This is a genomic window from Streptomyces lucensis JCM 4490, from assembly GCF_014650035.1.
GTDB classification, from domain to species: Bacteria; Actinomycetota; Actinomycetes; order Streptomycetales; family Streptomycetaceae; genus Streptomyces; species Streptomyces lucensis.
Genome location: NZ_BMUE01000002.1, coordinates 520,412 through 544,205 on the forward strand (window position 1 = coordinate 520,412; position 23,794 = coordinate 544,205).

Below are 23,794 nucleotides of genomic sequence, written 5' to 3' on the forward strand. Positions count from 1 at the left end.
CCGGCCGCACCTCAGCGCGCCGCGCACTCCGCGCAGGTGCCGAAGATCTCCACCGTGTGGGCCACGTTCACGTAGCCGTGCTCGGCCGCGATGGCCTCCGCCCACTTCTCCACCGCCGGGCCCTCCACCTCGACCGCCTTGCCGCAGGTACGGCAGACCAGGTGGTGGTGGTGCTCGCCGGTGGAGCAGCGGCGGTAGACGGACTCGCCGTCGGAGGTGCGCAGGACGTCGACCTCGCCGGCCTCGGCGAGGGACTGCAGGGTGCGGTAGACGGTGGTGAGGCCGACCGAGTCGCCCTTGTGCTTGAGCATGTCGTGCAGTTCCTGCGCGCTGCGGAACTCCTCGACCTCGTCCAGGGCCGCCGCCACGGCTGCACGCTGTCGGGTCGCGCGGCCCTTCACGGGCGGTCCAGCGGTGGTCACCGTTGCCTCCTTGGATGGCTCACGTCTCGCCTGCTGCCCGGGCCATTGTGCCAGCCCGGACACCGCGCGGTCAGACGCCGACGCCGTCGCCGGCCGCTCGTGTGGCCGGAATCGAGCACTCCGCCGGATCCCCGGCGGGCCGCGCGGCAGCCGCCGCGCGGGCGCGTCGGCGGGCCAGCGGAGTGGCCAGTGCCGTCAGCGCGGCGAACGCGGCGATGGTCAGCAGGACGATCGTGGCACCGGGCGGGACGTCCTGGTAGAACGACGTGATCGTGCCGCTGATCGCCACGGTGACGCCGAGGGCGACGGCGATCGCGAAGGTCGCGGCGAAGCTGCGGGTGAGCTGCTGCGCCGCGGCGACCGGGACGACCATGAGCGCGGAGACCAGGATCAGCCCGACCACCCGCATCGCGACCGTCACCGTGACCGCCGCGGTGACCGCCGTGAGCAGGTTGAGCGCACGGACCGGCAGCCCGGTGACCCGCGCGAACTCCTCGTCCAGGCTGACCGCGAACAGCTGACGGCGCAGCCCCAGGGTGACCAGGACGACGAACGCCGCCAGCACCGTGATCGCGTCCACGTCCGAGGGGGAGACCGTGGAGAGGGAGCCGAACAGGTACGACGTCAGGTTCGCGTTGGAGCCGCCCGGCGCGATGTTGACGAACATCACGCCGCCGGCCATCCCGCCGTAGAAGAGCATCGCGAGCGCGATGTCGCCGCGTGTCCGGCCGTACCAGCGGATCAGCTCCATCAGCACCGAGCCGAGTGCCGAGACCGCCGTGGCCATCCACACGGGGGAGGCGTTCAGCAGGAAGCCGAGGCCGACGCCGGTCATCGCCACGTGCCCGATGCCGTCGCCCATCAGGGGCTGGCGGCGCTGGACGAGGTAGATTCCGATCGCGGGCGCGGTGATGCCGACCAGGACGGCGGCGACGAGCGCCCGCTGCATGAAGGCGTAGTTCAGGAATTCCATCAGCTCAGCAGTCCCGTGCGGATCGGTCCGGTGCCCGCGGGTGCGTGCGGGTGTACGTGGTCGTGGCCGGGCAGGGCGTGCTGGCCGACGGCCTTGGGTGGCGGGCCGTCGTGCAGGACGCAGCCGTCGCGCAGGACGACCGCCCGGTCGATCAGGGGCTCCAGGGGGCCCAGTTCGTGCAGGACGAGCAGGACGGTGGCGCCCTGGGCGACCTGCTCGCGCAGGGTCGCGGCCAGCACCTCCTGGCTGGCCAGGTCGACGCCCGCCATCGGCTCGTCCATGATCAGCAGCTCGGGCCCGGCGGCCAGGGCGCGGGCGATCAGCACGCGCTGGTGCTGGCCGCCGGAGAGGGCGTCGACCGGGTCTCTGGCGCGGTCCGCCATGCCGACCAGCTCCAGGGCGCGGCGCACGGCGTCGCGGTCGCCCCTGCGGAAGACGCCGAAGCGGGTGCGTGACAGCCGGCCGGAGGAGACGATCTCGGTCACCGTCGCCGGGACCCCGCCCGCGGCCGTGGTGCGCTGCGGCACGTAGCCCACGCGCGCCCAGTTCCTGAAGGAGCGGCGGGGTGTGCCGAACAGTTCGATCGTGCCGCCGCTGACCGGCACCTGGCCGATGATCGTGCGGATCGCCGTGGACTTGCCGGAGCCGTTGGCGCCGAGGAGCGCGACGACCTCGCCGCGGCCGACGGTGAGGTCGATGCCGCGCAGGACGGGGCGCGCGCCGAGTTCGGCGGTCACCTTGCGCATCGTTATGACGGGTTCGTCCATGATCTGGTCCTCCGTACCGGTCACTTGGCGCCCAGGGCCCGCTTGAGTGCCTTGAGGTTGGCCTCCTGGACGGAGAAGTAGTCGTCGCCGCGGGATCTGTCGGTGATGCCCTCGACGGGGTCGAGCACGTCGGTCCTCAGGCCCGCGTCGTGCGCGACGGTCTTCGCGGTCCTGTCGCTGACCAGCGTCTCGTAGAAGACGGTGGTGACGCCCTCGGCCCGGGCGGTCCGCTCCAGGTCCCTGATCCGGGCGGCGCTGGGCTCGGACTCGGGGTCGAGGCCGTTGACGGCCTCCTCGGTGAGGCCGTAGCGCTCGGCGAGGTAGCCGAAGGCGGCGTGCGTGGTGATGAAGACCTTGGTCCTGGTGTGCGCGAGGTCCTGCCGGAAGGCGAAGTTCAGGGCGTCCAGCTTCCCGACCAGTTTCGCGGTGTTCTTGCGGTAGTCGGCCGCGTGCTTCGGGTCGGCCTCGGCGAAGGCGTCGCCGACGCCCTGGGCGACCTGGGCGTAGCGCACCGGGTCCAGCCAGATGTGCGGGTCCTTGCCCCCGGCCCCCTCGTCCTCGTGGCCGTCGTCCGCGGCGGTGTGCCCGCCGGCCTCGGTGCCGTGACTCTCCAGCGTGGTCAGGGAGGCCGCGTCGATCTTCGTCGCGACCGGGGACTGGGCCACCGCCTCGTCGACCGAGGGCTGGAGGTTCTTCAGGTACAGCACCGCGTCGGACACCTCCAGCTGGGCGATCTGCCGGGGGCTGAGCTCCAGGTCGTGCGGTTCCTGGCCGGGAGAGGTGAGACTGGTGACGTGGACGTGGCTGCCGCCGATCTGCTCGGCGAGGAACCTCATCGGGTAGAACGACGCGACGACGTCGAACTTGTCCGTGTTCGTCACGGCCACAGAGTCACCGGAGCAACCGGCGAGGGTGCCGGCCCCGAGGGCGGTGGCCGCGACGGCCGCGGCGGCCGGTATGAGGCGTCGTCGTACGTTCATGACAGTCATTTTCACTTAACATGGAAACCGTTGTCAACAACGGCCTTCAGGCAGCCCGGAACAGGGGGGCCGATTTGGTTGTGGGGGAGCCTGCGCCGGTAACCTGAGTCATTCGCTGGAAGCATCTCGCTTCAACGCCCGTCGTCGTAATGAAGAGAGCACCGTGGCCGCCGACAAGATCGACACCATCGTCAGCCTGAGCAAGCGCCGTGGCTTCGTTTTCCCCTGCAGTGAGATCTACGGCGGACAGCGTGCCGCCTGGGACTACGGACCGCTGGGTGTCGAGCTCAAGGAGAACATCAAGCGCCAGTGGTGGCGCTACATGGTGACGTCGCGCGAGGACGTGGTCGGTATCGACTCGTCCGTCATCCTGGCCTCCGAGGTCTGGGTCGCCTCCGGTCACGTCGCCACCTTCACGGACCCGCTGACCGAGTGCACCTCGTGCCACAAGCGGTTCCGTGCCGACCACCTGGAAGAGGCCTACGAGGAGAAGAAGGGCCACGCCCCGGCGAACGGCCTGGCCGACATCAACTGCCCGAACTGCGGCAACAAGGGCCAGTTCACCGAGCCCAAGCAGTTCTCCGGCCTGCTGTCGACGCACCTCGGCCCGACCCAGGACTCCGGCTCCGTCGCCTACCTGCGCCCCGAGACCGCCCAGGGCATCTTCACCAACTTCGCCCAGGTGCAGACCACCTCGCGCCGCAAGCCGCCGTTCGGCATCGCCCAGATGGGCAAGTCGTTCCGCAACGAGATCACGCCCGGCAACTTCATCTTCCGCACCCGCGAGTTCGAGCAGATGGAGATGGAGTTCTTCGTCAAGCCGGGCGAGGACGAGCAGTGGCAGGAGTACTGGATGGAGCAGCGCTGGAACTGGTACACGGGCCTCGGCCTGCGTACCGAGAACATGCGCTGGTACGAGCACCCGAAGGAGAAGCTCTCCCACTACTCCAAGCGCACCGCCGATATCGAGTACCGCTTCCAGTTCGGCGGCAGCGAGTGGGGCGAGCTGGAGGGCGTCGCCAACCGCACCGACTACGACCTCGGCGCCCACGCCAAGGCCTCCGGCCAGGACCTCTCCTACTTCGACCAGGAGGCCGGCGAGCGCTGGACGCCTTACGTCATCGAGCCCGCCGCCGGTGTCGGCCGCACCATGCTGGCCTTCCTGCTCGACGCCTACGTCGAGGACGAGGCGCCCAACGCCAAGGGCAAGATGGAGAAGCGCACCGTGCTGCGCCTGGACCACCGCCTCGCCCCGGTGAAGGTCGCCGTGCTGCCGCTGTCCCGCAACCCGGAGCTGTCGCCCAAGGCCAAGGGCCTCGCCCAGGCGCTGCGGCAGAACTGGAACATCGAGTTCGACGACGCGGGCGCCATCGGCCGCCGCTACCGCCGCCAGGACGAGATCGGCACGCCGTACTGCGTCACCGTCGACTTCGACACGCTCGAGGACAACGCGGTGACCGTGCGCGAGCGCGACTCGATGAAGCAGGAGCGCGTGTCGCTGGACCAGATCGAGGGCTACCTGGCCCAGCGCCTCCTGGGCTGCTGAGGCCCGCGGCGCTCCCCTGGACCCTCGCCCACCCGGCAGGCCGGCCCGGCCTGCCGGGTGGGCGTCTTCACAGGTCCAGGTCGACGAAGAGCGCCGCGTGGTCGGACGCCGCGTTCGTCTTCGACGTCACGGTGCAGAAGGACTTGATGCCCTTCGCGAAGATGCCGCGGGTCTCCAGGCCGACGTGCTGCACCTCGTGCCACAGCGGCGGCGGGAGCAGCAGGTAGTCGATCTTGTCGTGCTTGCTGCCGCAGTCCCCGTGCGTGCCTGGCTCCCCGTGGTAGGAGCGGTGGCTCATCACGTCCCGCAGCCCGGTGTCCATCAGGGCGGTGGCCGCCGCGCTGTCCGGGTCGTCGTTGAGGTCGCCCGCGACCACCACGTGCGGGGTGCGCTCCTGGGCCTCCCGGTAGATCTGCGCGACCCGCCGCGCCTGCGCCAGCCGCAGCTCGGGGTCGTCGTGGAACTTGCTCTTGAGGTGGTTGCCGAGGACCACGAGGGGCGTTCCGTCGAGCCCGATCTCGAACTCGGGGCAGTCACGGCTGAAGAGGCGGTCCTCGGGCCGGTCCGGGTCGGTGTCGAAGATGTGCGTCCGCACGGACGTGACCGGATGACGGCTGAGGATCCCGATGTCGATGCCCCGGGGATCGTTGCCGTCGATCAGCAGGACGTAGGGGTACGGCCGCCTGCCCAGTGCCCCGGCCAGGACCTGTGTGTTGAAGCGCTCCAGGGTGAGCCGGTCCTCCACCTCCACGGTGAGCAGGATGTCGGCGTCGACCTCCGAGACCACCCGGCCGGTGTTCTGCACCACGCACAAGTCGAGGTCGTCCTGCCCCAGTTCGGCCCAGCCGGCCCAGTCGGCGCGGCCGCCCGCCTTGACCTCGATGTGGACGTTCTTGCCCGAGCCGGTCTGCTCGAACAGCCCGGAGCCCTTGCCCGGACGCGCGTCGTTGATGAAGATCAGCGGCGGGTCCTCGGGGTCGACCGCGTACGCCCGGTGCTTCTCGATGAGCCGGGCGATCTCCTCCTTGTCCCTGTCGCTGTACTTCGGCAGGTCGAGGAGGGTGACCAACCTGGTGAAGTCGCCGATGACCTTCTCGCGGTCCGCCGGGTTCCGCAGCCGGAAGGCCGTGGGCCTGCGGAAGACGTTCTCCATGTTGAAGGTGGCGAGACGGATGCTCATCGCGGGCCTCCTCGGGCGGCGCGAGTGCACCGCACGGCCGGCGGCAGGCGCCGCCTGAGGACTGCTCGTCGGCAGTTCCCATTGTCCGAGCCCCGGTGAACGGTGTCCAACGGGGCGCGGAGCGCGGGACGGCCGGGCTCAACGGCCCTGCAGTGCCCTGACGTTGTCGCCGAAGGTCCAGTTCTTCGAGCCGTCCCAGTTGACCGACCAGGTCATCAGGCCCTTGAGCGAGGTGCCGTAGTGCCGCCACGCCTGGGCGACGAGGGAGGGCGACATGTAACCGCCGCCCGCACCGGGTTGGGCGGGCAGGCCCGGGACCTGCTTGTCGTAGGGCACCCGGATCGTCGTGCCCTGCACGACCAGGCCCTTGTCGAGGCAGTCGGTCTGGGCGGTGAAGCCCTGCACGGTGCCCGCCGCGTAGGAGTCGCCGGAGCAGCCGTACATGCTGCCGTTGTAGTACTGCATGTTCAGCCACCACAGGCGGCCGTTGTCCGCGTACTTCTTGACGATCGGCAGGTAGGCGCCCCAGATGGAGCCGTAGGTGACGCTGCCGCCGGTGACGTACGCCGTCTCCGGGGCCATGGTGAGCCCGAAGCCGGACGGCATCCTCGCGAGGATCCCGTCGATGATCCGGACCAGGTTGGCCTGGGACGTGGAGAGCCGGCCGATGTCACCGCTGCCGACCAGGCCGGTCTCGATGTCGATGTCGATGCCGTCGAAGTTGTACTTCTGCAGGATCGGCACGATCGTCGCCACGAAGCGGTCGGCGACGGCCGAGGAGGACAGGTCGATGCCCGCCGCCGCGCCGCCGATGGACAGCAGGACCGTCTGCCCGGACGCCTTGGCCGCGCACATCTCCGCGGGCGTGGCCACCTTCACGCCGCTGTCCATGCCGTCCTCCCACAGGGCCGTGCCGTCCGAGCGGATGACCGGGAAGGCCGCGTTGATCACGTTGTAGCCGTGGGCGGGGATGCGGGGGTCGGTGATCGGGGTCCAGCCGAACGGCGGGTGCACGCCGTTCGAGGAGCCGTCCCAGTTCTCCCAGTAGCCCTGGAGCACCTTCCCGGCCGGGCGGGACTTGACGGCACACGTGTCGGCGGCCGAGGCGGTCCCGGCAGCCGGCAGCTGGGTGAGACAGGCGGTCGCGAGCGCGGCGGCGAGCAGGCGCAGGGCGCGGCGGAGCATACGGGCCTCCCGGTGGGGGTGCGGCGAGGTGTCGTAGACATGACACTGACTTGGTCCAGACCTGTCGTCAATAGGTCTGAACCAATCCAGGCGTCATGGACTATGGAATGACAGATATTGAAATCTGTCAGCTGTCATGGCAGGGTGGAGCCATGACGATGCGAACCCGAACCCTCGGAACCACCGGCCCCCGGGTGTCCGCCCTCGGCCTCGGCTGCATGGGCATGTCCGCCCTGTACGGCGGCGCCGACCGCGCGGAAGCCGTCGCGACCGTCCACGCCGCCCTGGAAGCCGGCGTGACCCTCCTGGACACCGGCGACTTCTACGCCATGGGCCACAACGAGATGCTCGTCGGCGAGGCCCTGCGCACCGCGCCCGCCGCCCGCCGCGAGCAGGCACTGGTCAGCGTGAAGTTCGGCGCCCTGCGCGACCCCGACGGCAACTGGACCGGCTACGACGGCCGCCCCGCCGCCGTGAAGAACTTCGCCGCCTACTCCCTGCAGCGCCTCGGCGTCGACCACATCGACGTCTACCGGATCGCCCGCCTCGACCCGGACGTGCCGATCGAGGAGACCGTCGGCGCGATCGCCGAACTCGTCGAGAAGGGGTACGTCCGCCACGTCGGCCTCAGCGAGGTCGGCGCCGAGACCATCCGGCGCGCCGCCGCCACGGCCCCGATCGCCGACCTGCAGATCGAGTACTCGCTCATCTCGCGCGGCATCGAACGGGAGATCCTGCCCACCACCCGCGAACTGGGCATCGCCGTAACCGCCTACGGCGTCCTGTCCCGCGGACTGATCTCCGGCCACTTCTCCCGCGACCGGCGGCTCCCCGCGAACGACTTCCGCGCCCACTCGCCCCGCTTCCAGGGCGACAACCTCCGGCACAACCTCGACCTCGTCGACGCCCTGCGCGGGATCGCCGAGCGGAAGGGCGCCACGGTCGCGCAGACCGCCATCGCCTGGGTGCTCTCCCGCGGCGAGGACATCGTGCCGCTGATCGGCGCCCGCACCCGCGAGCGGCTGGGCGAGTCGCTGGGCGCGCTCGACGTGACCCTGGACGCGGCCGACCTGACGGCGATCGAGGAGGCCGTCCCGGCGGACGCGGCGGCCGGCGACCGCTACCCGGCCGTGCAGATGGCACACCTCGACAGCGAACGCTGAGACCGCCGGCCGGTACGGTCTAGGGCATGGCACCGACCAGCGAGATCCTCACCGCGGAGCGCATCCTCGAAGCGACCGAGGAGGTGCTGCGCCGCCACGGACCGGCCAAGGCAACCGTGGTCGACGTGGCGCGCGCGCTCGGGGTCAGCCACGGCAGCGTCTACCGGCACTTCCGGACCAAGGCGGCGCTGCGCGAGGCGGTGACGAAGCGCTGGCTGGACCGTACGTCGCTGACGCTCGCCGGGATCGCCGCCGGGGACCGGGACCCGGAGGCCCGGCTGCGGGAGTGGCTTTCCGCCCTGTTCGAGGCCAAGCGGCACAAGGCGGGTGACGACCCCGAGCTGTTCGCCACCTACAGCGTGCTGGCCGAGGAGAACGGCACGGCCGTCGGCGAGCACATAGCCGACCTCGCCGCACAGCTGACCCGGATCATCGCGGCGGGCACCGGGTCGGGCGCCTTCTCGGTGCCCGACCCGGCCGCGGCCGCCCGCGCCGTCTTCCACGCGACCGGCCGCTTCCACGACCCCTGCTACGCCCGGGAGTGGACCGCCCCCGGCATCCAGGAGGAGTTCACGGCCGTCGTGGACCTGCTGGTCCGCGGCCTCAGGCCCTGACCCGCCGCGACTCCCGCACCGGCGGCGCGCGCGGCCGCCCGCGCCGTCTTCCCGTCTTCCACGCGACCGGCCGCTTCCACGTCCCGTGCTACGCCCGGGAGTGGACCGCCCCCGGCATCCAGGAGGAGTTCACGGCCGTCGTGGACCTGCTGGTCCGCGGCCTCAGGCCCTGACCCGCCGGAGCCCCCGCACCGGCGGCGTCGGCGCCGGGCCGGTGGGGCGTCCTCCGCATGAGGGGACGGCGCCCGTGCCGGTGGCGGGCGCGAGGCGGGCGGTGGTGCCGCTGCCGCCGGCCCGGCCGTAGCGGGCGGGCACCTTCCACGGCTCGGCGGCGGCGCCGTGCCGATCCGGCCGCCCGTGCCTCCCACCGGCCGCCGGAACTCACCTGCCCGTGGACGGCCCCTGCCGTGCCCCAGCCGGATCCACCGTCGCCTGGTGAGCCTCGGCCAGGTGCCGCTCAGCCTTCGGCAGGGGCCGAAGCCGCGCGCCTTGGCGCCAGCCACAGGTGTCGCACGACATCGTGCGCCGCACGCCCGAGCGCCGCACCCGCACCACGTGCTTGCGGCCGTGCCGGTCCCAGCGGCCGACCTCGCTCGCGCCGTCGCCCCGCGCCATGGCCTCTCCCCGTGACTCCGCCACTCCCCACGCCCCCTCGCTCACCCTGACTCCCCCACCGGCCCGTGCCGGCACTCAGGAGTGTGCAGCAGGACCGGCGGCGGCCGGGCGGCACCGCGGGCCGGACCGGCCGCCGTCAGCGGATGTCACGGGGCAGCCGCAGGCTGAGCAGACCCGTCAGCGCGACCCCGGCCAGCTGCGCCAGCAGCGCGGTGACCAGCGCGTCCCGCATGCCCACGTGCGGCACCAGGGTGAGGAAGAGCGTGCCGAGCGTGGCCACGCCCAGGGCGAGCGCGGACTGCTGGGTGGTGACCATCACACCGCTGCCGACACCCGCCCGGGCGGGCGGCACCTCGGACATCACGATGCGCATCAGATTGGGCAGCTGCAGCGCCTGCCCGGCCCCGGCCACGGCAGCGCCCGGCAGCAGCGAGCCGACGCCCAGGTGCGGCCAGTCCTGCCGGACGGCCAGCACGATCAGCAGCACGCCGACGGCTTGCACCACGGATCCGGCGGTGACCACCCGGCTGCCGTGGCGGGCGATCAGCCGCGGCCCGGCCAGCGAGGTGAAGAGGAACACCACCGCCATCGGCGCCAGCGCGAGCCCGGCCGGCACCGGTCCGAGCCCCGCGCCCTGCTGCAGCGCCAGCGCGATCACGAACATGAATCCGCTGAAGCCGACGGAGAACGGCACGATCAGCAGCAGCCCGCGCCGCAGCGAGGGCGTCGCCAGCAGACTCGGCGGCACCAGCGGGGTGCGCCCCGCACGGTCCGCCCGCCGCTCCACCGCCCAGAAGGCGCCGGCGACGAACGGGAAGGCCGCCAGCGACAGCCACGTCCACAGCGGCCAGCCCGCCGCCCGGCCCTCGGTGAGCGGGACGAGCAGCGTCAGCAGGGACAGCGCCAGCAGCACGGTGCCGGGCCCGTCGACGGCCTCCGGACGCGGCGCCCGGGTCTCGGGCACGCACCGGACGGCGAGGACCAGCCCGGCCAGCACCACGGGCACGTTGACGAGGAAGACCGCCCGCCACCCGGTCCCGGCGACGTCGGCGGCCACGAGAACCCCGCCGAGGATCTGTCCGGCCACCATGGACAGCCCGGCCGTGGCGCCGTACAGGCTCATGGCCCGCGCCCGGCGCGGCCCCGCCGTGGCGGCCTGGATGGTGGCCAGCACCTGCGGCAGCATCGCGGCGGCCGAGGCGCCCTGCGCGATCCGCGCCGCGACGAGGCCCCAGGCGCCCGGCGCCAGCCCGCAGGCCAGCGAGGTGAGCCCGAAGGCGGCCATCCCGCCGAGGAACAGCCGCCGGCGCCCGAACAGGTCCCCGAGCCGACCGCCGAGCACGAGCAGCACGGCGTACGCGACGCCGTACCCGGCCACCACCAGCTCCAGCACGGCCTCGCCCGCCGCGAGGTCGGTGCCGATGGCCGGCAGGGCGACGTTGACGATGAAGAAGTCGACCAGCGGCAGCGCCGCGGCCAGCAGAACGGTGAAGAGGCCGAGCCCGCCGAGCACGGGCGGTGCCGCCGTCGGCGGACGGACGGCCAAGGGGGTGGTGACGGTTTCACTCATGCCCTGAGCCTGCGGCCGGGCCGAGAGGGGTACCAGAGTGTCCTTGTCCTGGTAGAAGAACTACCCGGCAACAGGTTCGGACACCTCAGTGGCGGCAGGCTCGCCGCCCGGGCCGGTCTCCACCCGGTCGGCGGCCAGCAGCCAGTCCCCGCCGTCCCGCCGGGCGAACGTCATGGTGTGCGTCGGGCCGCTGGAAGCCCGCCGTCGGACTGGTGGTCGTGACCCCTCATCCTGTTACTGGGAGCACCTGGAACCAGGCTGGTGTTCGCGGGACCCTGGACCCATGACGACCACGGTCCAGGAGAGCGCCCCGCGACCGGCCGGCCGGGGCTCGGAGATCCGCCGGAACGAACTGGCCGCGTTCCTGCGCAGCCGCCGCGAGCGCATCACACCCGAACAGGTGGGCCTGCCGCGCGGCGCCCGGCGCCGCACCCCGGGCCTGCGCCGGGAGGAGGTCGCCCAGCTCTCCGCGGTCGGCGTCACCTGGTACACGTGGCTCGAACAGGCCCGGGACATCCAGGTCTCCGTCCAGGTCCTCGACGCCCTCGCCCGCACGCTCCGGCTCGACGCCAGCGAGCGCGCCCACCTCTTCCAGCTCGCCGGCGCCACGGACCCGACCCCCGCCGCGACCTGCCCGAGCGTGACCCCGGCGCTGCGCGAGACGCTGCGCCGGCTGGAGCCGCTCCCGGCCTGCGTCCAGAACAGCCGGTACGACATCCTCGCCTACAACCGCACCTACGGCCGCCTGCTGAGCGACCTGGACGCGATGCCGCCCGAGGACCGCAACTGCATGCTCCTCGTCTACACCGACAAGGAGTGGCAGGCGGCGATCGTGCACCTGGAACAGACCCAGCGCCTGATGGCGGCCCGGCTGCGCGCCTCCCTGGCCGGCCACCTGGGCGAGCCGGCCTGGAAGATACTGCTCAAGCGGCTGGAGCAGTTCCCGGAGTTCCGCGAGCACTGGCGCCGCTACGAGGTGGTCGGCACCCGCTCCAAGGTCAAGGAGTTCCTCAACCCCCACGTCGGTCTCCTCACCCTGGAACACACCGACCTGTGGCTCGGCCCCCAGCTGGGCCCGCGCATGGTGACGTACACACCGAGGAACGAGGAGACCCGGGAACGGCTGGAGAGGCTGCACCGGATAGCGGTGGGGGAGGCGGACGGCGTCGATTAAGCCGTTGAACCGCCCGGCCCGCTCCATGCATGATCCACTCTGTGGAAACCTACCTGCAGACCGAGCGCCTGACCCTGCGCCGCTTCACCTCCGACGACGCGGACCTGCTGATCGAGCTGGACAGCGACGCCGCGGTGATGCGCTACCTGTCCGGGGGCGAGCCGACCGCCCCGGAGATCGTCCGCGAGCGCCATCTGCCCAACATAATCGCCGGCTACGAGAAGTGGGGCGGCGACCTCGGACTGTTCGCCGCGCACGAGAGGGACGGCGGCGCGTTCATCGGCTGGTTCTGCCTGCGCCCCGAGCCTCAGGGCCCCCTGGACGAGGCCGAACTCGGCTACCGGCTGCGGCAGGCGGCCTGGGGCAAGGGGTACGCCACCGAAGCCTCGCGGGCCTTGCTCGGCAAGGCGTTCGACGGGCTCGGTCTGCGCATGGTCTGGGCCGAGACGATGACCATGAACCAAGGCTCGCGCAACGTCATGGAGAAGCTCCGGATGACCCTCACGGACACCCTCCCGACTCCCCCCGACATGAAGATGGTCGAGGGCGCCGAACACGGGGGCGTGCGGTACGAGATCACCAAGGAACAGTGGGAGCGGCGGTAGCCACCGGGTGAGTGCCGGGGCAGGGGGCGGCTCGTGGTGCTACGCGCGCCCCGAAGCCCCCACCACCTCGCGTACCTCCGCCGACCGCAGGCGCTCGGCCGTCCGCTCCGCCGTGTGGCGGGCCCAGCGGCCCGTGGTGAGCAGGCCGAGGGTGAGGACGGCGAAGCCGCAGGCCGCGAGGATCCACCAGCCGGGGCGCGCCGCCGAGACGAAGGCCCGGCTCATGCTCGACGAGCCGACTCCCGACGCCAGTACGGCGCCGAGGACCGCCACACCGAGGGTCTGGCCCAGTTGCCGGCTCGTGGAGGCGATCGCGGCCGCGACACCGGCCTGGGCGCGCGGCATGCCCGACACCGCCGTGTTGGTGATCGGCGCGTTGACGAAGCCGAAGCCGATGCCGAAGAGGACGTAGCCGGTCACGAGGGTGGCGTTCGACGTCTCCGCCTCGAAGGCCGCGAACAGGATGCCGCTCGCCGTCATCGCCGTACCCGCCACCAGGAGCGGCAGGCGCGGACCCCGGCTGCCGATCAGGCGGCCGGACAGCGGGGCGCACAGGAAGCACGGGACGGCCATCGGCAGCATCCACAGGCCCGCGTGCAGGGCGTTCAGGCCGCGCACGTTCTGCAGGTAGAGGGTGGACAGGAAGAGGAAGCCGCCCAGCGCGGCGAAGGCGCTGACCGCTATCCCGGTCGCCCCGCTGAACGGCGCGGAGCGGAAGAAGCGCAGGTCGACCAGGGGTTCGGCGCGCCGGGGCTCGTACCACAGCAGGGCGGTCAGGGCCACCAGGGCGACCGCCGCGAAGGGCACCGCCGTGCCGAGGCCCGCGTCCGGGGCCTCGATGATCGCGTACGTCAGCGAGCCGAAAAGGGCGATCACCAGCAGCTGGCCGACCGGGTCGGGCCGGCGGGCCTTGGGCGCGCGGGACTCGGGGACGAAGCGGAGGGTGAGCAGCAGCGCCGCGAGGCCGACCGGGAGGTTGACCCAGAAGATCGAGCGCCAGTTCACCGACTGCACCAGCAGGCCGCCGACCAGCGGGCCGGCCGCCATGCTGATGCCGACCACCGCGCCCCACACGCCGATGGCGCGGGCGCGCTCACGGGCGTCGGTGAAGGTGTTGGTGATGATCGACATGGCGACCGGGTTGAGCATCGAGCCGCCCACCGCCTGGACTATGCGCGCGACGACCAGCAGCTCCAGGCTCGGGGCCAGGGAGCACAGCAGGGAGCCGAAGGAGAACACCACCAGGCCGGTCATGAAGACCTTCCTGCGCCCTATGCGGTCGGCCGTCGAGCCCGCGAGCATCAGCAGCGAGGCCAGGACGAGCGTGTAGGCGTCGATCGTCCACTGCAGGCCGGACGTGCCGACGTGCAGATCACGCTGCATGGACGGCAGCGCCACGTTCAGCACGGTGTTGTCGAGGCTCACGATCAGCAGGCTCATGCAGCAGATGGCGAGCACGAGCAGGCGTCGGCGGTGGCTGAGCTCGGGCATGCGTCTCATCGTACGCCTTGTTCGATAGTGCGTCTAACTAATGACTAGCCTAATTAGTGGCATATACATGATTGGGGGGCCGGGGACCCGCGCCGCCGTCGTCGCAGGCGGCGGGCGGGGCAGTGGGCGGGCGGCGCTCGGCACCCCGCCCCCTCACCCCAGTGCCCGCGGCAACCGCAGGCCCAGCGCGCCCAGCCACAGCAGCCCCGCCGACTGGACCGCCAGGGTCACGGCCAGCGCGTCGCGCATGCCCAGGGCCGGGGTGAGGGAGAGGAACAGGGACCCCAGTGCGGCCACCCCGACGGCCAGGCACGACTGCTGGAGCGTCGCCGCCAGACCACTGCCGGTGCCCGCGAGCCGGGCCGGGACCGCCGCCAGCACGACCCGGTAGTACAGCGGCAGCTCCAGGCCCTGCGCCGCACCGCACAGCACCAGGCCCGGAGCGAGGGCGAGCGGGCTCAGCCCGGGCCAGGATCCCAGCAGGAAGGCCGCCGTCACCGTCGCCAGACCCGCCACGTGCACCGCCGCCGCCAGCGCCACCGCCCGGCCGCCGAGCCGCCGTACCGCCCGCGGCGCCAGCACCGAGGCCCCGAACTGCGCCACCCCCATCGGCACCAGCGTCAGCCCCGCCCGCAGCGACCCGTAACCAAGCCCCTCCTGAAGCGCGACGGCACCGACGAACATCCAGCCCGCGAAGCCGGTGAACACCGGTACCCCCAGCAGCAGCCCCCGGCGTACCCCCGGCGCGCCCAGCAGCGAGGGCGGCAGGAGCGGGGCCCCGCCGGACGCCTCGCCGCGCCGCTCCACCCGCCAGAAGGCGGCGGCGAGCAGCGGCGACGCGCACAGCAGCAGCACCGACCACACCGGCCACCGCGCCGCCCGGCCCTCGGTCAGCGGGAGCAGCACCGCGGTCAGCGCCGCCGCCAGCAGGGCCGTACCGGCCAGGTCCCCGCGCGCGGGACGCTCGGCACGGCTGTCCGGCACCGACCGCAGGGCGCAGCCGAGGGCGGCCGCCGCCACCGGCACGTTCACCAGGAACACCGCACGCCAGCCGGTGCCCGCGAGGTCCGCGGCGACCAGGATGCCGCCCAGCACCTGCCCGAGCACCACCGAGACACCGCCCACCGAGCCGTAGAGGGCGACCGCGCGGGCCCTGCGCTCGCCGCTCGTCGAGGCGTGCAGCGTGGCCAGCACCTGCGGCAGCAGCAGCGCCGACGCGGCGCCCTGCGCGGCTCGCGCGCCCACCAGCCACCAGGCCCCGGGCGCGAGACCGCAGGCCAGCGACGTGAGCCCGAAGCCGGCCACGCCCCACAGGAACAGCCTGCGCCGCCCGTAGGCGTCGCCCAGCCGGCCGCCGAGGACGAGGAGCACGGCGTACGCGACCGCATACCCGGCCACCACCATCTCCACGGTCGCCGGGGAGGCCGCCAGATCGCTCTCGACCGCCGGCAGGGCGACGTTGACGACGAAGAAATCGATCATGGGCAGTGCGGCCCCGAGCAGCAGCGTGCACAGGCCGAGGCGGGTCAGGGGCCGGGGCGGGGCGCCGGGCGGGGAGGGCGTCGTCGTGGTCGTCACGCCTCGACCCTGCGGCAGCTCCCCGCCTGGTACCAGGCGGCGGTCATCCGGGTACTGGCACCAACTGGAAGCCGCACGCGGCGCATTGGCACTCTGGATGCCATGACCACCGCAGCACCGGACCGGCAGACGGAGCAGACACGGCAGGGGCGGGAGGGGCAGCGGGAGGCACCGGGGGAGTCGCGGTCGCGGGAGCTGCGCATCCGGCGGCGGGAGCTGGCCGCCTTCCTGCGCAGCCGGCGTGAGCGGATCACGCCCGAGCAGGTCGGGCTGCCGCGCGGCCCGCGCCGCCGTACGCCCGGCCTGCGCCGGGAGGAGGTCGCCCAGCTCTCCGCGGTCGGCGTCACCTGGTACACCTGGATCGAGCAGGCGCGCGCCACCCACGTGTCCGCCCAGGTGCTGGACGCCATGGCCCGCGCCCTGCTGATGGACCGGGCCGAGCGCGCCCACCTCTTCGCCCTCGCGGGCACGGCCGACCCACGCTCGGAGGCGGAGTGCACCGTCGCCGCCAAGTCCGCGATCAAGATCGTCGAGCGGCTGGCGCCCTACCCGGCCTCCCTGCAGAACGCCCGCTACGACCTCCTCGCCGTCAACCGCCCCTTCGCCCAGCTCTTCGGCGACCCGGCCGAGCTGCCCCCGGCCGACCGGAACTGCCTGTGGCTGCTGACCGCGAGCGAGCGGTGGAAGCGGGACTTCCTGGACCGTGACGAGATGCTGCGGGACCTGATCGCCAAGTACCGGGCGGCCATGGCCGAACACGTCGCCGAGCCCGCCTGGCAGCGGCTGCTGCGGGCCTCCCGCGAGTTCCGGGAGCTGTGGGACAGGCACGAGGTCGCGCCGATGTCCCCGCACGTCAAGCGCTACCGGCACCCGCGTGTCGGCCTGGTGCGCCTGGAGCACCGCAACATGTGGCTGGCCCCTCACGCGCCGGCCCAGCGGGTGGTCGCCTACGTCCCCGCCGACGAGGAGAGCGAGGAGCGGCTGGAGCGGCTGGCCGAGCCGTCCCGGGTGTGAGGGACAATGGGGTCTGCCGTATGCCGTACGTCCGTCCCCGGAGCCCCCTGATGACCCACCCGCTCTCCATCGGTCCGCACGCCGTCGTACCGCCCGTCGTGCTCGCACCCATGGCGGGGATCACGAACGCGCCCTTCCGGACCCTGTGCCGGGAGTTCAGCGGCGGCAAGGGACTGTTCGTCAGCGAGATGATCACGACCCGGGCGCTGGTGGAGCGCAACGAGAAGACGATGCAGCTGATCCGGTTCGACGCTAGCGAGCAGCCGCGTTCGATCCAGCTGTACGGCGTCGACCCGGCGACCGTCGGCAAGGCCGTCCGCATGATCGCGGAGGAGGACCTGGCCGACCACATCGACCTGAACTTCGGCTGCCCGGTTCCGAAGGTCACCAGGAAGGGCGGCGGCTCCGCCCTGCCCTTCAAGCGGAACCTGCTGCGGGCGATCCTGCGGGAGGCCGTCTCCGGCGCAGGCGACCTGCCGGTGACGATGAAGATGCGCAAGGGCATCGACGACGACCACATCACCTACCTCGACGCCGGGCGCATCGCCGTCGAGGAGGGGGTCACGGCCATCGCCCTGCACGGGCGCACGGCCGCCCAGCACTACGGCGGCACCGCCGACTGGGACGCCATCGCCCGGCTGAAGGAGCACGTCCCGGAGATTCCCGTCCTCGGCAACGGCGACATCTGGTCGGCGCAGGACGCGCTGCGGATGGTGCGGGAGACCGGCTGCGACGGTGTGGTCGTGGGCCGCGGCTGCCTGGGCCGGCCGTGGCTGTTCGCCGACCTCGTCGCGGCGTTCGAGGGCCGCACGGCGGACCTCGCGCGGCCCACGCTGCGCGAGGTCGCCGACGTCATGGTGCGCCACGCCCGGCTGCTCGGGGAGTGGGCCGGCGACGAGTCCAAGGGCGTCGTCGACTTCCGCAAGCACGTCGCCTGGTACCTCAAGGGCTTCGCGGTCGGCTCCGAGATGCGCAAGCGGCTCGCGATCACGTCCTCGCTGGAGGAACTGCGGGCCGGGCTCGACGAGCTGGACCTCGGCCAGCCGTGGCCGGCCGGCGCGGACGGGCCCCGCGGCCGTACGTCCGGCAACAACCGGGTGGTGCTGCCGGACGGCTGGCTGAAGGACCCGTACGACTGCGCGGGCGTGAGCGAGGACGCGGAACTGGACACCTCGGGCGGCTGACCGCCCGGGAGCCGCGGATCAGCCCTTCTTCGGGTGGGGCGTGGAGCCGTACGCCGTCAGGAAGCGGTCGCGGAACGCGCTCATCTTCCAGACGGGGGCGTCGTGGGCGGGGCGCAGGCCGTCCGTCCAGCCCCAGTCGGCGACCTTGTCGAGGACCTTGGGGTCCTTGGCGACGATCGCGACCGGCACGTCACGGCTGGCGTGGTTGCCGCTGACCCGGGCGATCGGCTGGTGGTCGCCGAGGAACACCAGGACGGTGTCGTCGGTGCCGTAGCGCTTCAGCCACTCGGTGAGGGCGGTCACCGAGTACTGGATCGTCTTGCCGTACTCCTGGCGGGACTTGGTGGTGTCGGCGATGACGTCGGCCGGATCGTTGCCCGCCGCCTGGATGCCCTTGAAGATCGAGCCGTCACCCAGCTGGTCCCAGCCGACCATCTTCGGAATCGGCGCCCAGGGCTGGTGGCTGGAGGTGAGGATCAGCAGCGACATCCGCGACCTGCCGTCGGCCGGCTTCTTGCTGTGCACCCGCTCCTGGTACTGCTGGAGCGCGTACTGGTCGGGCATGGTCGACCAGCTGAACTTCGGCCCCTTGTAGCCGAGCTGGAAGGCGTTGTAGACCTTGTCGAGGCCGTACCACTTCTGCTCCGGCCAGCCCTTCTGCACGCCCGGCATCACGCCGACCGTGTCGAACGCGCCCGTCCGCTTGAAGGCGTCGGTGAGGCTCATGTGGTCACTGGCCATCACGGTGCGGTAGCGCTGCTGGTTGCTGATCCACAGGCCCGACATGGTGGTGGAGTGGCCGAGCCAGCTGCTGCCGCCGTAGGTCGCCGAGGTCAGCCAGCCGCTCTTGGCGTGGAACCCGGCCTTGGCCAGCACCTTGGTACGGGCGTCGAGGGTCTTGTCGACACCGGGCGCCATGATCGGGTCCTCGATCGCGCTGCGGCCGTAGCTCTCGATGAACGTGAAGATCATGTCCTTGCCGCGCAGGTCCGGGACCAGCTGACTGCCCGGGGTGTTGCCGAAGGCGTCGACCCGGGCCACCTTCCGGAACTCCGCCTCATCCTTGAGCGTGTCCGAGACGCGCCGGGCCTGCACCCGCAGCGCGGCGGCCGTGCGGTCGGACGCGATCGGCACGCCGGCCATCTGCAGGCCGAGCGAGGAACAGGTGATCCACACGACGCCGGCGATCAGCGTGCCCCGGGTCGCGGCACCGGTGTGCCGGGCCAGCAGATTGCTCAGCCTGACCAGGGACAGCGCCAGCAGCACGGTCAGCAGCAGCACCAGGACGACGACGCCGGCGGTCGCGGCGAGGGTGGCCGTACGGCCGAGCGAGTCCTCCAGGTAGGACTGCGCGTCGCCGAGCAGGCTCCAGTCCAGGACCGGGTTGAAGGGGCGGCCCAGGTACTGGTTGAACCCCATGTCCAGCAGGTTCAGCACGGTCATCCCGGCCAGCGCGACGCCGGACACGACCGCCAGCGCCACCCGGGGCCGCCGCGGCAGCGCCGGCAGCACGGCCGCCCCGATGACGGCTTCCCCCGGCACGCGCAGGAACTTGGCCGGCCCGAGCCCCACGACGCTGTTCGGCATCACGAGCGCGCAGACGACGAGGGCGGCGGCGAGCACGGTGACCGTGACGGACAGGACCCGCGTCGCCGCCGGGTGCTCGGCACGCCACCGCCGGACCCGCGCCGCCAGGACGTTCCAGGGCCGGCCCAGGGACCGCCCGGCGACGTCCGGGACGGACGCCGGCTGAGGACCGCCGGCCGCCTCCGAGGAGGGGGCCGGCGCGGACTCTGGAGCGGACTTCGGCTCGGGAGCGGACTTGGTCTCGGGAGAGGACTCGGCTTCGGGGGCCGGCCCGGGCGCGGAGGACGAATCCGCCTCCGGGGCCTGCGCGGACTCCGGAGCGGACTCAGGAGCAGATTTCGAAACGGACTTCGAAGCGGACTTCGGCTCGGGAGCGGACTTGGTCTCGGGAGACGACTCGGCATCGGAGGCCGGCGTCCGCGCCCGCGCCGCCGCCTCCGCCTCGGCCGCCTCGGGCTCCCCGGCCGTGCCCGATGGCTGACGCGTGCTCGTGTACTGAGACAACCCGAAGGTCCTTCCGTGCGAGACCCGTAACGCCGTCTCGTACGACGCCCCCTCCACCCCTGTTCACGACACCGGGCAAACACCGGGCAAAGGTCACGACGGCGCACCCGCACCGGAACGACGGCGGAACCCACCCCAGGGGCGCGGGGAACTGCGCGACCAGCCACGACGAACCCGCACCATGACCCCACAGCCCCCGAACCGCACCCCCGGCCGAGCCCACGGAGTGCTACGCGCCGCCGACCGCGGTCAGCAACGCCAGCGGCGCCGCCGCCGAGCGGGACTCGCGCACGCAGGCGTGCGGATAGGGGACCGGCTCGCAGCGGGTGTCGCGGCCGTAGCCCGCGAGGACCTCCGGCAGCCGGTGCCCCGTCGCCGTCGCCGCGTCGACCAGCGCGTGAGCCACCGTCCGGGCCTCGTCGTGCAGGCCGTAGCGGGCCAGGCCCAGGGTGATCAGCGCGTTGTCGTGCGGCCAGACCGAGCCGCGGTGGTAGGAGAGCGGGTGGTACGCCGGCTGGTCCGCCGCGAGGGTGCGCACGCCCCAGCCGGAGAAGAAGTCCGCTTCGAGCAGCCGCCGGCCCACCACCTCGCCGTACTCCTTGTCCAGCAGCCCGGACCACAGCAGGTGCCCGGCGTCGGAGGCCAGCGCGTCGATCCGGCGGCCGTTCCCGTCCAGCGCGAGCGCCGGGAAGGAGTGCTCCGGCATCCAGAAGTCCCGCTGGAAGCGGTCCCGCAGGTCGGCCGCCGCCTGCTCCAGCAGGGCCGCGTACGTCTCGTCGGCCCACACCGTGCGCGCCACCCACGCCGTGCGGCGCAGCGCGTCGTAGGCGTAGCCCTGGGCGCCGGCCGCCATCACCGCCCCGGTGGGCCGGGAGCCGTCGGCGCAGCAGATGGCGCCGGGGGAGTCCTTCCAGTTCTGGTTGGCGAGGCCGCCCTTGTCGGCCCGGTAGACGAGGTAGCCGCGCGAGGTCAGGCCGCCGTGGTCGAGCATCCAGCCGACGGCGGCGCGGGCGTGCGGCTCCAGGCGGCGGGCCAGGGAGGTGTCCGAGGTCCGCTCGACGTAGGCGCCGAGCAGGACCAGGAACAGGGGGGTGGCGTCGACCGAGCCGTAGTAGCGCCGGTAGGGCACCTGCCCGAAGTGCGCCAGCTCGCCGTGCCGCACCTCGTGCACGATCTTGCCGGGCTGGGCCACCGGGGACACCTCCGTGCCGGTCGCCTGCGTGGCGGCGAGCGCGGGCAGCGTGGCGGCGGCCAGCCGCGGGTGGTACGGCAGCGCGAACAGGGAGGTGAGCAGGGCGTCCCGGCCGATGAGGGTGAGGAACCAGGGGGCGCCGGCGGCCGGTACCCGCAGCTCCTCGCGGTCCGGTCCGGTCGCCGTGACCTGCAGCGCGGCGAGGTCGGCGAGGCCCCGCGCGCAGGCCGCCGCGAGTTCGGGCCAGCCGGTCGGGAAGGCCACGCCCTCGGCGAACCCGCCCTCTAATTCGAGTAGTTGGCGGCGCACGGAGGCCGGGTCGCGGGGTACGCGCAGGGCGCGACGTTCGCCGTGCGGGCGGGCGATCACGCGCAGCAGCAGCTCGGTCGTGCCGTGCGGCGTGAGGTCGAGGGTCCACACCAGGCGGCGGGCGCCCGTGCCCGTCTCCTCGACGGCGTCCGGAGCCGGGTCGGCCGTGATGGTCGTACAGGAACGCCATTCGGCGCGGTGGTAGGCGAACTCGATACCGTCGTCGAGGACCCGGCGGGAGCGCAGGGCGCCGGTCTTGACGTAGGTGCGATGGTCGGAGCGCAGCTCGAACTGGTCGGTGAAGTCGGCGTCCACGGTGAGCGCGAGGCGGACCCCCGTCGGTACCGGGCGGTTGCTGGTCACCCGGAGGGACTCGACGAACGAGCTGTCTCCGACGGCCTGTTCGCGGAAGAGGGTGTGCGCCGGGGGCTCCTGACGGCCGCCGCGGGGCACCAGTACGCAGCGGGCCGCGTCCCCGTCCGCGACCGGGCTGAGCACCTCGGGCACCGCGCCGTCTACGGTGAGCTGCCAGCGGCTGAGGTGCCGGGCGTCCCTCACGAACATCCCGTCCGGGAAACTGCCGCCCCGGACGCCGCTGATGTCGCCGCGGTCGCCCACGGCGGCGAACGTCGCCCCGTGCACGAGCAGATGATGCCGGTCCGTCATGTCCGGTCCCCTCCCTTGTCCCTTGTGCCGGACGCCCCGGTCCCCGCCGGGGACGGGCCCCGCCCGGGGCTGTCGTGCGATTCGTGGTGCAGGTCCAGTGCGAGCGCGGCGGTCCAGCCGAAGCCGGTCGCACCGCAGGCCTCGCCCGTGTACGGGTCGGCGTACTCCGCGAAGCCGGTGGCGTCGGCCAGGTCGAGGAACGCCTCGCGCAGGGCGTCGGCCCGCTCCCGCTCGCCCTGCGCGCGCAGCCCCCGCTCCAGCAGCCAGTTCGTGTTGAACCAGGCGGGGCCGCGCCAGTACCGGTGCGGGTCGAAGGCCTCGCCGAGGAGGTCGTAGCTGGGCGCGAGCCGGGTGCGGTCGCCGAGCGAGAAATGGGGGCCTTCCAGGGTGTGCACCAGGGCGGCGGCCACGTCCCGGGGAAGGTCCGGCAGCAGCAGCGGGACCAGACCCGTGACGGCGCGCTCGCGGATCAGCCCCGCGCCGCGAAGGTCCCGGCACAGGAACATCCCCGCCTCCGGGTCCCACAGGCGCCGCACCAGCGCCGTCGTCAGCCGGCCGGCGCGCGCGTGCCGTGCGGTGCCGGCCGCGCCCAGCTCCTCGGCGATGCGCGCCAGCGCGTGCTCGGAGGCGATGAGCAGTGCGTTGAACGCGGGGTCCTCCACGGCGAATCCACCGGCGCCGCCCGTGCCGTCGGCGTACCCCGCGTCCCGGTAGGCGGCGGCCAGCCGTACGTACCGCCCGTAGTCCAGGTCCGTCGGCCGGTCCTCCGGCGCGCCGTGGTCGAGGTCGGCGCGGCGGAAGGAGCCGGCCGGAGCCGGGGCGATCCGGGCGAGCGGGGCGTCCCAGCAGGGACTGTTGTCCATGCCCTGCTCCCAGGGGTGGACCACGGACACCAGCCCGCCGCCGCCCAGGTCCCGCCGGTGCAGCAGGTACCGGTGCCAGGCGGCCAGCCGCGGGTACATCCGGGCCAGGAAGCCGCGCGACCGCGACAGACCCGGGTCGGCGCGGTGCACCAGCCAGGCCGCCAGCGCGTGCACCGGTGGCTGCACGATGCCGGACGTCTGTACGGTGCGCGGGGCTCCCGCGGCGCGGCCGGCGGTGGCGGAGCGCCAGAAGTCGGGGCTGGGGAAGTACGCGTCGAGGGGGACGGAGGGGTTGAACACGATGTGCGGGACGCGCCCGTCGGCCCACTGGGCCGCCAGCAGCGTCTCCAGCTCGGTCTGGGCCCGCAGCGGCGAGAGGTGCCGCAGTCCGATCGCGATGAACGCCGAGTCCCACGACCACTGGTGGGGGTACAGGCTCAGGGAGGGGACGGTCGAGGCGCCCGTCCAGTTCGCGTCGAGCACCCGGGCGGCCCTGACGTGCGGGGACGTGCCGGACGGCGGTGGATCGTATGCGGTCCCGAACTGCTCGGGAGGGATGGTGAGCTGGGCGGTGCGATCCACTCGGGGCTCCCCGAAAGACGTCCGGCCGAC

General features: G+C 72.8%; 20 protein-coding genes. 8 read left to right on the plus strand and 12 right to left on the minus strand.

The window, feature by feature from the left end:
- Positions 1 to 11 precede the first annotated feature (11 nt).
- The 4 genes from IE177_RS06485 to IE177_RS06500 all read right to left on the minus strand — a co-directional run bounded on the left by IE177_RS06485 (position 12) and on the right by IE177_RS06500 (position 3,142).
- Entirely contained in the window at positions 12 to 422 is a 411-nt protein-coding gene (locus IE177_RS06485) for a Fur family transcriptional regulator (protein WP_190013767.1), read from the minus strand.
- 70 nt (positions 423 to 492) lie between these two features.
- Positions 493 to 1,395: a metal ABC transporter permease gene (locus IE177_RS06490; protein WP_190013768.1), complete on the minus strand. Its 903-nt coding sequence runs from the start codon at positions 1,393 to 1,395 to the stop codon at positions 493 to 495.
- Complete coding sequence (locus IE177_RS06495) at positions 1,395 to 2,162, minus strand: metal ABC transporter ATP-binding protein (RefSeq protein WP_190013769.1); 768 nt, start codon at positions 2,160 to 2,162, stop codon at positions 1,395 to 1,397. The genes IE177_RS06490 and IE177_RS06495 overlap by 1 nt, the downstream gene beginning before the upstream one ends.
- A 20-nt stretch (positions 2,163 to 2,182) precedes the next feature.
- Positions 2,183 to 3,142 carry a metal ABC transporter substrate-binding protein gene (locus IE177_RS06500; RefSeq protein WP_190013770.1) on the minus strand — a complete coding sequence of 320 codons (960 nt, stop codon included), beginning with the start codon at positions 3,140 to 3,142 and terminating at the stop codon, positions 2,183 to 2,185.
- Between the two features lie 163 nt (positions 3,143 to 3,305).
- On the opposite strand from IE177_RS06500, the gene IE177_RS06505 reads away from it, so the two are divergent.
- A complete protein-coding gene (locus IE177_RS06505) occupies positions 3,306 to 4,688 on the plus strand; it encodes a glycine--tRNA ligase (RefSeq protein ID WP_190013771.1) in 1,383 nt (460 codons plus the stop codon).
- Between the two features lie 67 nt (positions 4,689 to 4,755).
- Here IE177_RS06505 and IE177_RS06510 read toward each other — a convergent pair whose 3' ends face one another.
- On the minus strand, positions 4,756 to 5,868 hold the full coding sequence (locus IE177_RS06510; protein ID WP_190013772.1) for an endonuclease/exonuclease/phosphatase family protein: 1,113 nt from the start codon (positions 5,866 to 5,868) through the stop codon (positions 4,756 to 4,758).
- A 138-nt stretch (positions 5,869 to 6,006) separates the two neighbouring features.
- Entirely contained in the window at positions 6,007 to 7,053 is a 1,047-nt protein-coding gene (locus tag IE177_RS06515; protein WP_190013773.1) for a chitinase, read from the minus strand.
- A 152-nt stretch (positions 7,054 to 7,205) separates the two neighbouring features.
- On the opposite strand from IE177_RS06515, the gene IE177_RS06520 reads away from it, so the two are divergent.
- From IE177_RS06520 to IE177_RS35700, 3 genes are read left to right on the plus strand one after another with little or no spacing between them, the layout of a single operon-like run.
- On the plus strand, positions 7,206 to 8,216 hold the full coding sequence (locus IE177_RS06520; protein WP_190013774.1) for an aldo/keto reductase: 1,011 nt from the start codon (positions 7,206 to 7,208) through the stop codon (positions 8,214 to 8,216).
- Positions 8,217 to 8,242: 26 nt separating this feature from the next.
- Positions 8,243 to 8,830, plus strand: coding sequence for a TetR/AcrR family transcriptional regulator (locus IE177_RS06525; RefSeq protein WP_190013775.1), 588 nt, complete (start codon positions 8,243 to 8,245; stop codon positions 8,828 to 8,830).
- Positions 8,758 to 9,003: a hypothetical protein gene (locus tag IE177_RS35700; RefSeq protein WP_373305035.1), complete on the plus strand. Its 246-nt coding sequence runs from the start codon at positions 8,758 to 8,760 to the stop codon at positions 9,001 to 9,003. The genes IE177_RS06525 and IE177_RS35700 overlap by 73 nt, the downstream gene beginning before the upstream one ends.
- Positions 9,004 to 9,581: 578 nt before the next feature.
- Here IE177_RS35700 and IE177_RS06535 read toward each other — a convergent pair.
- On the minus strand, positions 9,582 to 11,015 hold the full coding sequence (locus IE177_RS06535) for an MFS transporter (protein WP_190013776.1): 1,434 nt from the start codon (positions 11,013 to 11,015) through the stop codon (positions 9,582 to 9,584).
- A gap of 283 nt (positions 11,016 to 11,298) precedes the next feature.
- Between IE177_RS06535 and IE177_RS06540 the strand changes: the two genes are divergently transcribed.
- Positions 11,299 to 12,189 (plus strand): helix-turn-helix transcriptional regulator, encoded by an 891-nt coding sequence (locus IE177_RS06540; protein ID WP_190013777.1) that lies wholly within the window; start codon positions 11,299 to 11,301, stop codon positions 12,187 to 12,189.
- A 41-nt stretch (positions 12,190 to 12,230) separates the two neighbouring features.
- Complete coding sequence (locus IE177_RS06545) at positions 12,231 to 12,794, plus strand: GNAT family N-acetyltransferase (protein WP_190013778.1); 564 nt, start codon at positions 12,231 to 12,233, stop codon at positions 12,792 to 12,794.
- A gap of 39 nt (positions 12,795 to 12,833) precedes the next feature.
- Here IE177_RS06545 and IE177_RS06550 read toward each other — a convergent pair whose 3' ends face one another.
- Entirely contained in the window at positions 12,834 to 14,285 is a 1,452-nt protein-coding gene (locus tag IE177_RS06550; protein ID WP_190013779.1) for an MFS transporter, read from the minus strand.
- A 153-nt stretch (positions 14,286 to 14,438) separates the two neighbouring features.
- On the minus strand, positions 14,439 to 15,863 hold the full coding sequence (locus IE177_RS06555; protein ID WP_190013780.1) for an MFS transporter: 1,425 nt from the start codon (positions 15,861 to 15,863) through the stop codon (positions 14,439 to 14,441).
- Positions 15,864 to 15,965: 102 nt separating this feature from the next.
- Here IE177_RS06555 and IE177_RS06560 point away from each other — a divergent pair, with 102 nt between their 5' ends.
- Together IE177_RS06560 and dusB are read left to right on the plus strand one after the other, a co-directional pair.
- Positions 15,966 to 16,877 carry a helix-turn-helix transcriptional regulator gene (locus IE177_RS06560; protein WP_190013781.1) on the plus strand — a complete coding sequence of 304 codons (912 nt, stop codon included), beginning with the start codon at positions 15,966 to 15,968 and terminating at the stop codon, positions 16,875 to 16,877.
- Between the two features lie 50 nt (positions 16,878 to 16,927).
- A complete protein-coding gene (gene dusB, locus IE177_RS06565; protein ID WP_190013782.1) occupies positions 16,928 to 18,061 on the plus strand; it encodes a tRNA dihydrouridine synthase DusB in 1,134 nt (377 codons plus the stop codon).
- An 18-nt stretch (positions 18,062 to 18,079) separates the two neighbouring features.
- Here the strand turns inward: dusB and IE177_RS06570 are convergent, their stop codons facing one another.
- The 3 genes from IE177_RS06570 to IE177_RS06580 all read right to left on the minus strand — a co-directional run bounded on the left by IE177_RS06570 (position 18,080) and on the right by IE177_RS06580 (position 23,764).
- Positions 18,080 to 19,648, minus strand: coding sequence for an alkaline phosphatase family protein (locus IE177_RS06570; RefSeq protein ID WP_190014122.1), 1,569 nt, complete (start codon positions 19,646 to 19,648; stop codon positions 18,080 to 18,082).
- A 733-nt stretch (positions 19,649 to 20,381) separates the two neighbouring features.
- Positions 20,382 to 22,319: an amylo-alpha-1,6-glucosidase gene (locus IE177_RS06575; protein WP_190013783.1), complete on the minus strand. Its 1,938-nt coding sequence runs from the start codon at positions 22,317 to 22,319 to the stop codon at positions 20,382 to 20,384.
- Positions 22,316 to 23,764, minus strand: a complete 1,449-nt coding sequence (locus IE177_RS06580; RefSeq protein ID WP_190013784.1) for an MGH1-like glycoside hydrolase domain-containing protein — start codon at positions 23,762 to 23,764, stop codon at positions 22,316 to 22,318. Before IE177_RS06580 ends, IE177_RS06575 begins: the two co-directional genes overlap by 4 nt.
- Positions 23,765 to 23,794: the final 30 nt, after the last annotated feature.

What these genes read in the sequence shown, in the direction of transcription:
- IE177_RS06500 (WP_190013770.1), bottom strand. Translation starts at nt 3,142, where the DNA reads ATGAACGTACGACGACGCCTCATACCGGCCGCCGCGGCCGTCGCGGCC.
- IE177_RS06525 (WP_190013775.1), top strand. Translation starts at nt 8,243, where the DNA reads ATGGCACCGACCAGCGAGATCCTCACCGCGGAGCGCATCCTCGAAGCG.
- IE177_RS06575 (WP_190013783.1), bottom strand. Translation starts at nt 22,319, where the DNA reads ATGACGGACCGGCATCATCTGCTCGTGCACGGGGCGACGTTCGCCGCC.
- IE177_RS06560 (WP_190013781.1), top strand. Translation starts at nt 15,966, where the DNA reads ATGACCACCGCAGCACCGGACCGGCAGACGGAGCAGACACGGCAGGGG.
- IE177_RS06510 (WP_190013772.1), bottom strand. Translation starts at nt 5,868, where the DNA reads ATGAGCATCCGTCTCGCCACCTTCAACATGGAGAACGTCTTCCGCAGG.
- IE177_RS06535 (WP_190013776.1), bottom strand. Translation starts at nt 11,015, where the DNA reads ATGAGTGAAACCGTCACCACCCCCTTGGCCGTCCGTCCGCCGACGGCG.
- IE177_RS06490 (WP_190013768.1), bottom strand. Translation starts at nt 1,395, where the DNA reads ATGGAATTCCTGAACTACGCCTTCATGCAGCGGGCGCTCGTCGCCGCC.
- dusB (WP_190013782.1), top strand. Translation starts at nt 16,928, where the DNA reads ATGACCCACCCGCTCTCCATCGGTCCGCACGCCGTCGTACCGCCCGTC.
- IE177_RS06570 (WP_190014122.1), bottom strand. Translation starts at nt 19,648, where the DNA reads ATGCCGAACAGCGTCGTGGGGCTCGGGCCGGCCAAGTTCCTGCGCGTG.
- IE177_RS06515 (WP_190013773.1), bottom strand. Translation starts at nt 7,053, where the DNA reads ATGCTCCGCCGCGCCCTGCGCCTGCTCGCCGCCGCGCTCGCGACCGCC.
- IE177_RS06495 (WP_190013769.1), bottom strand. Translation starts at nt 2,162, where the DNA reads ATGGACGAACCCGTCATAACGATGCGCAAGGTGACCGCCGAACTCGGC.
- IE177_RS06520 (WP_190013774.1), top strand. Translation starts at nt 7,206, where the DNA reads ATGACGATGCGAACCCGAACCCTCGGAACCACCGGCCCCCGGGTGTCC.
- IE177_RS06550 (WP_190013779.1), bottom strand. Translation starts at nt 14,285, where the DNA reads ATGCCCGAGCTCAGCCACCGCCGACGCCTGCTCGTGCTCGCCATCTGC.
- IE177_RS06540 (WP_190013777.1), top strand. Translation starts at nt 11,299, where the DNA reads ATGACGACCACGGTCCAGGAGAGCGCCCCGCGACCGGCCGGCCGGGGC.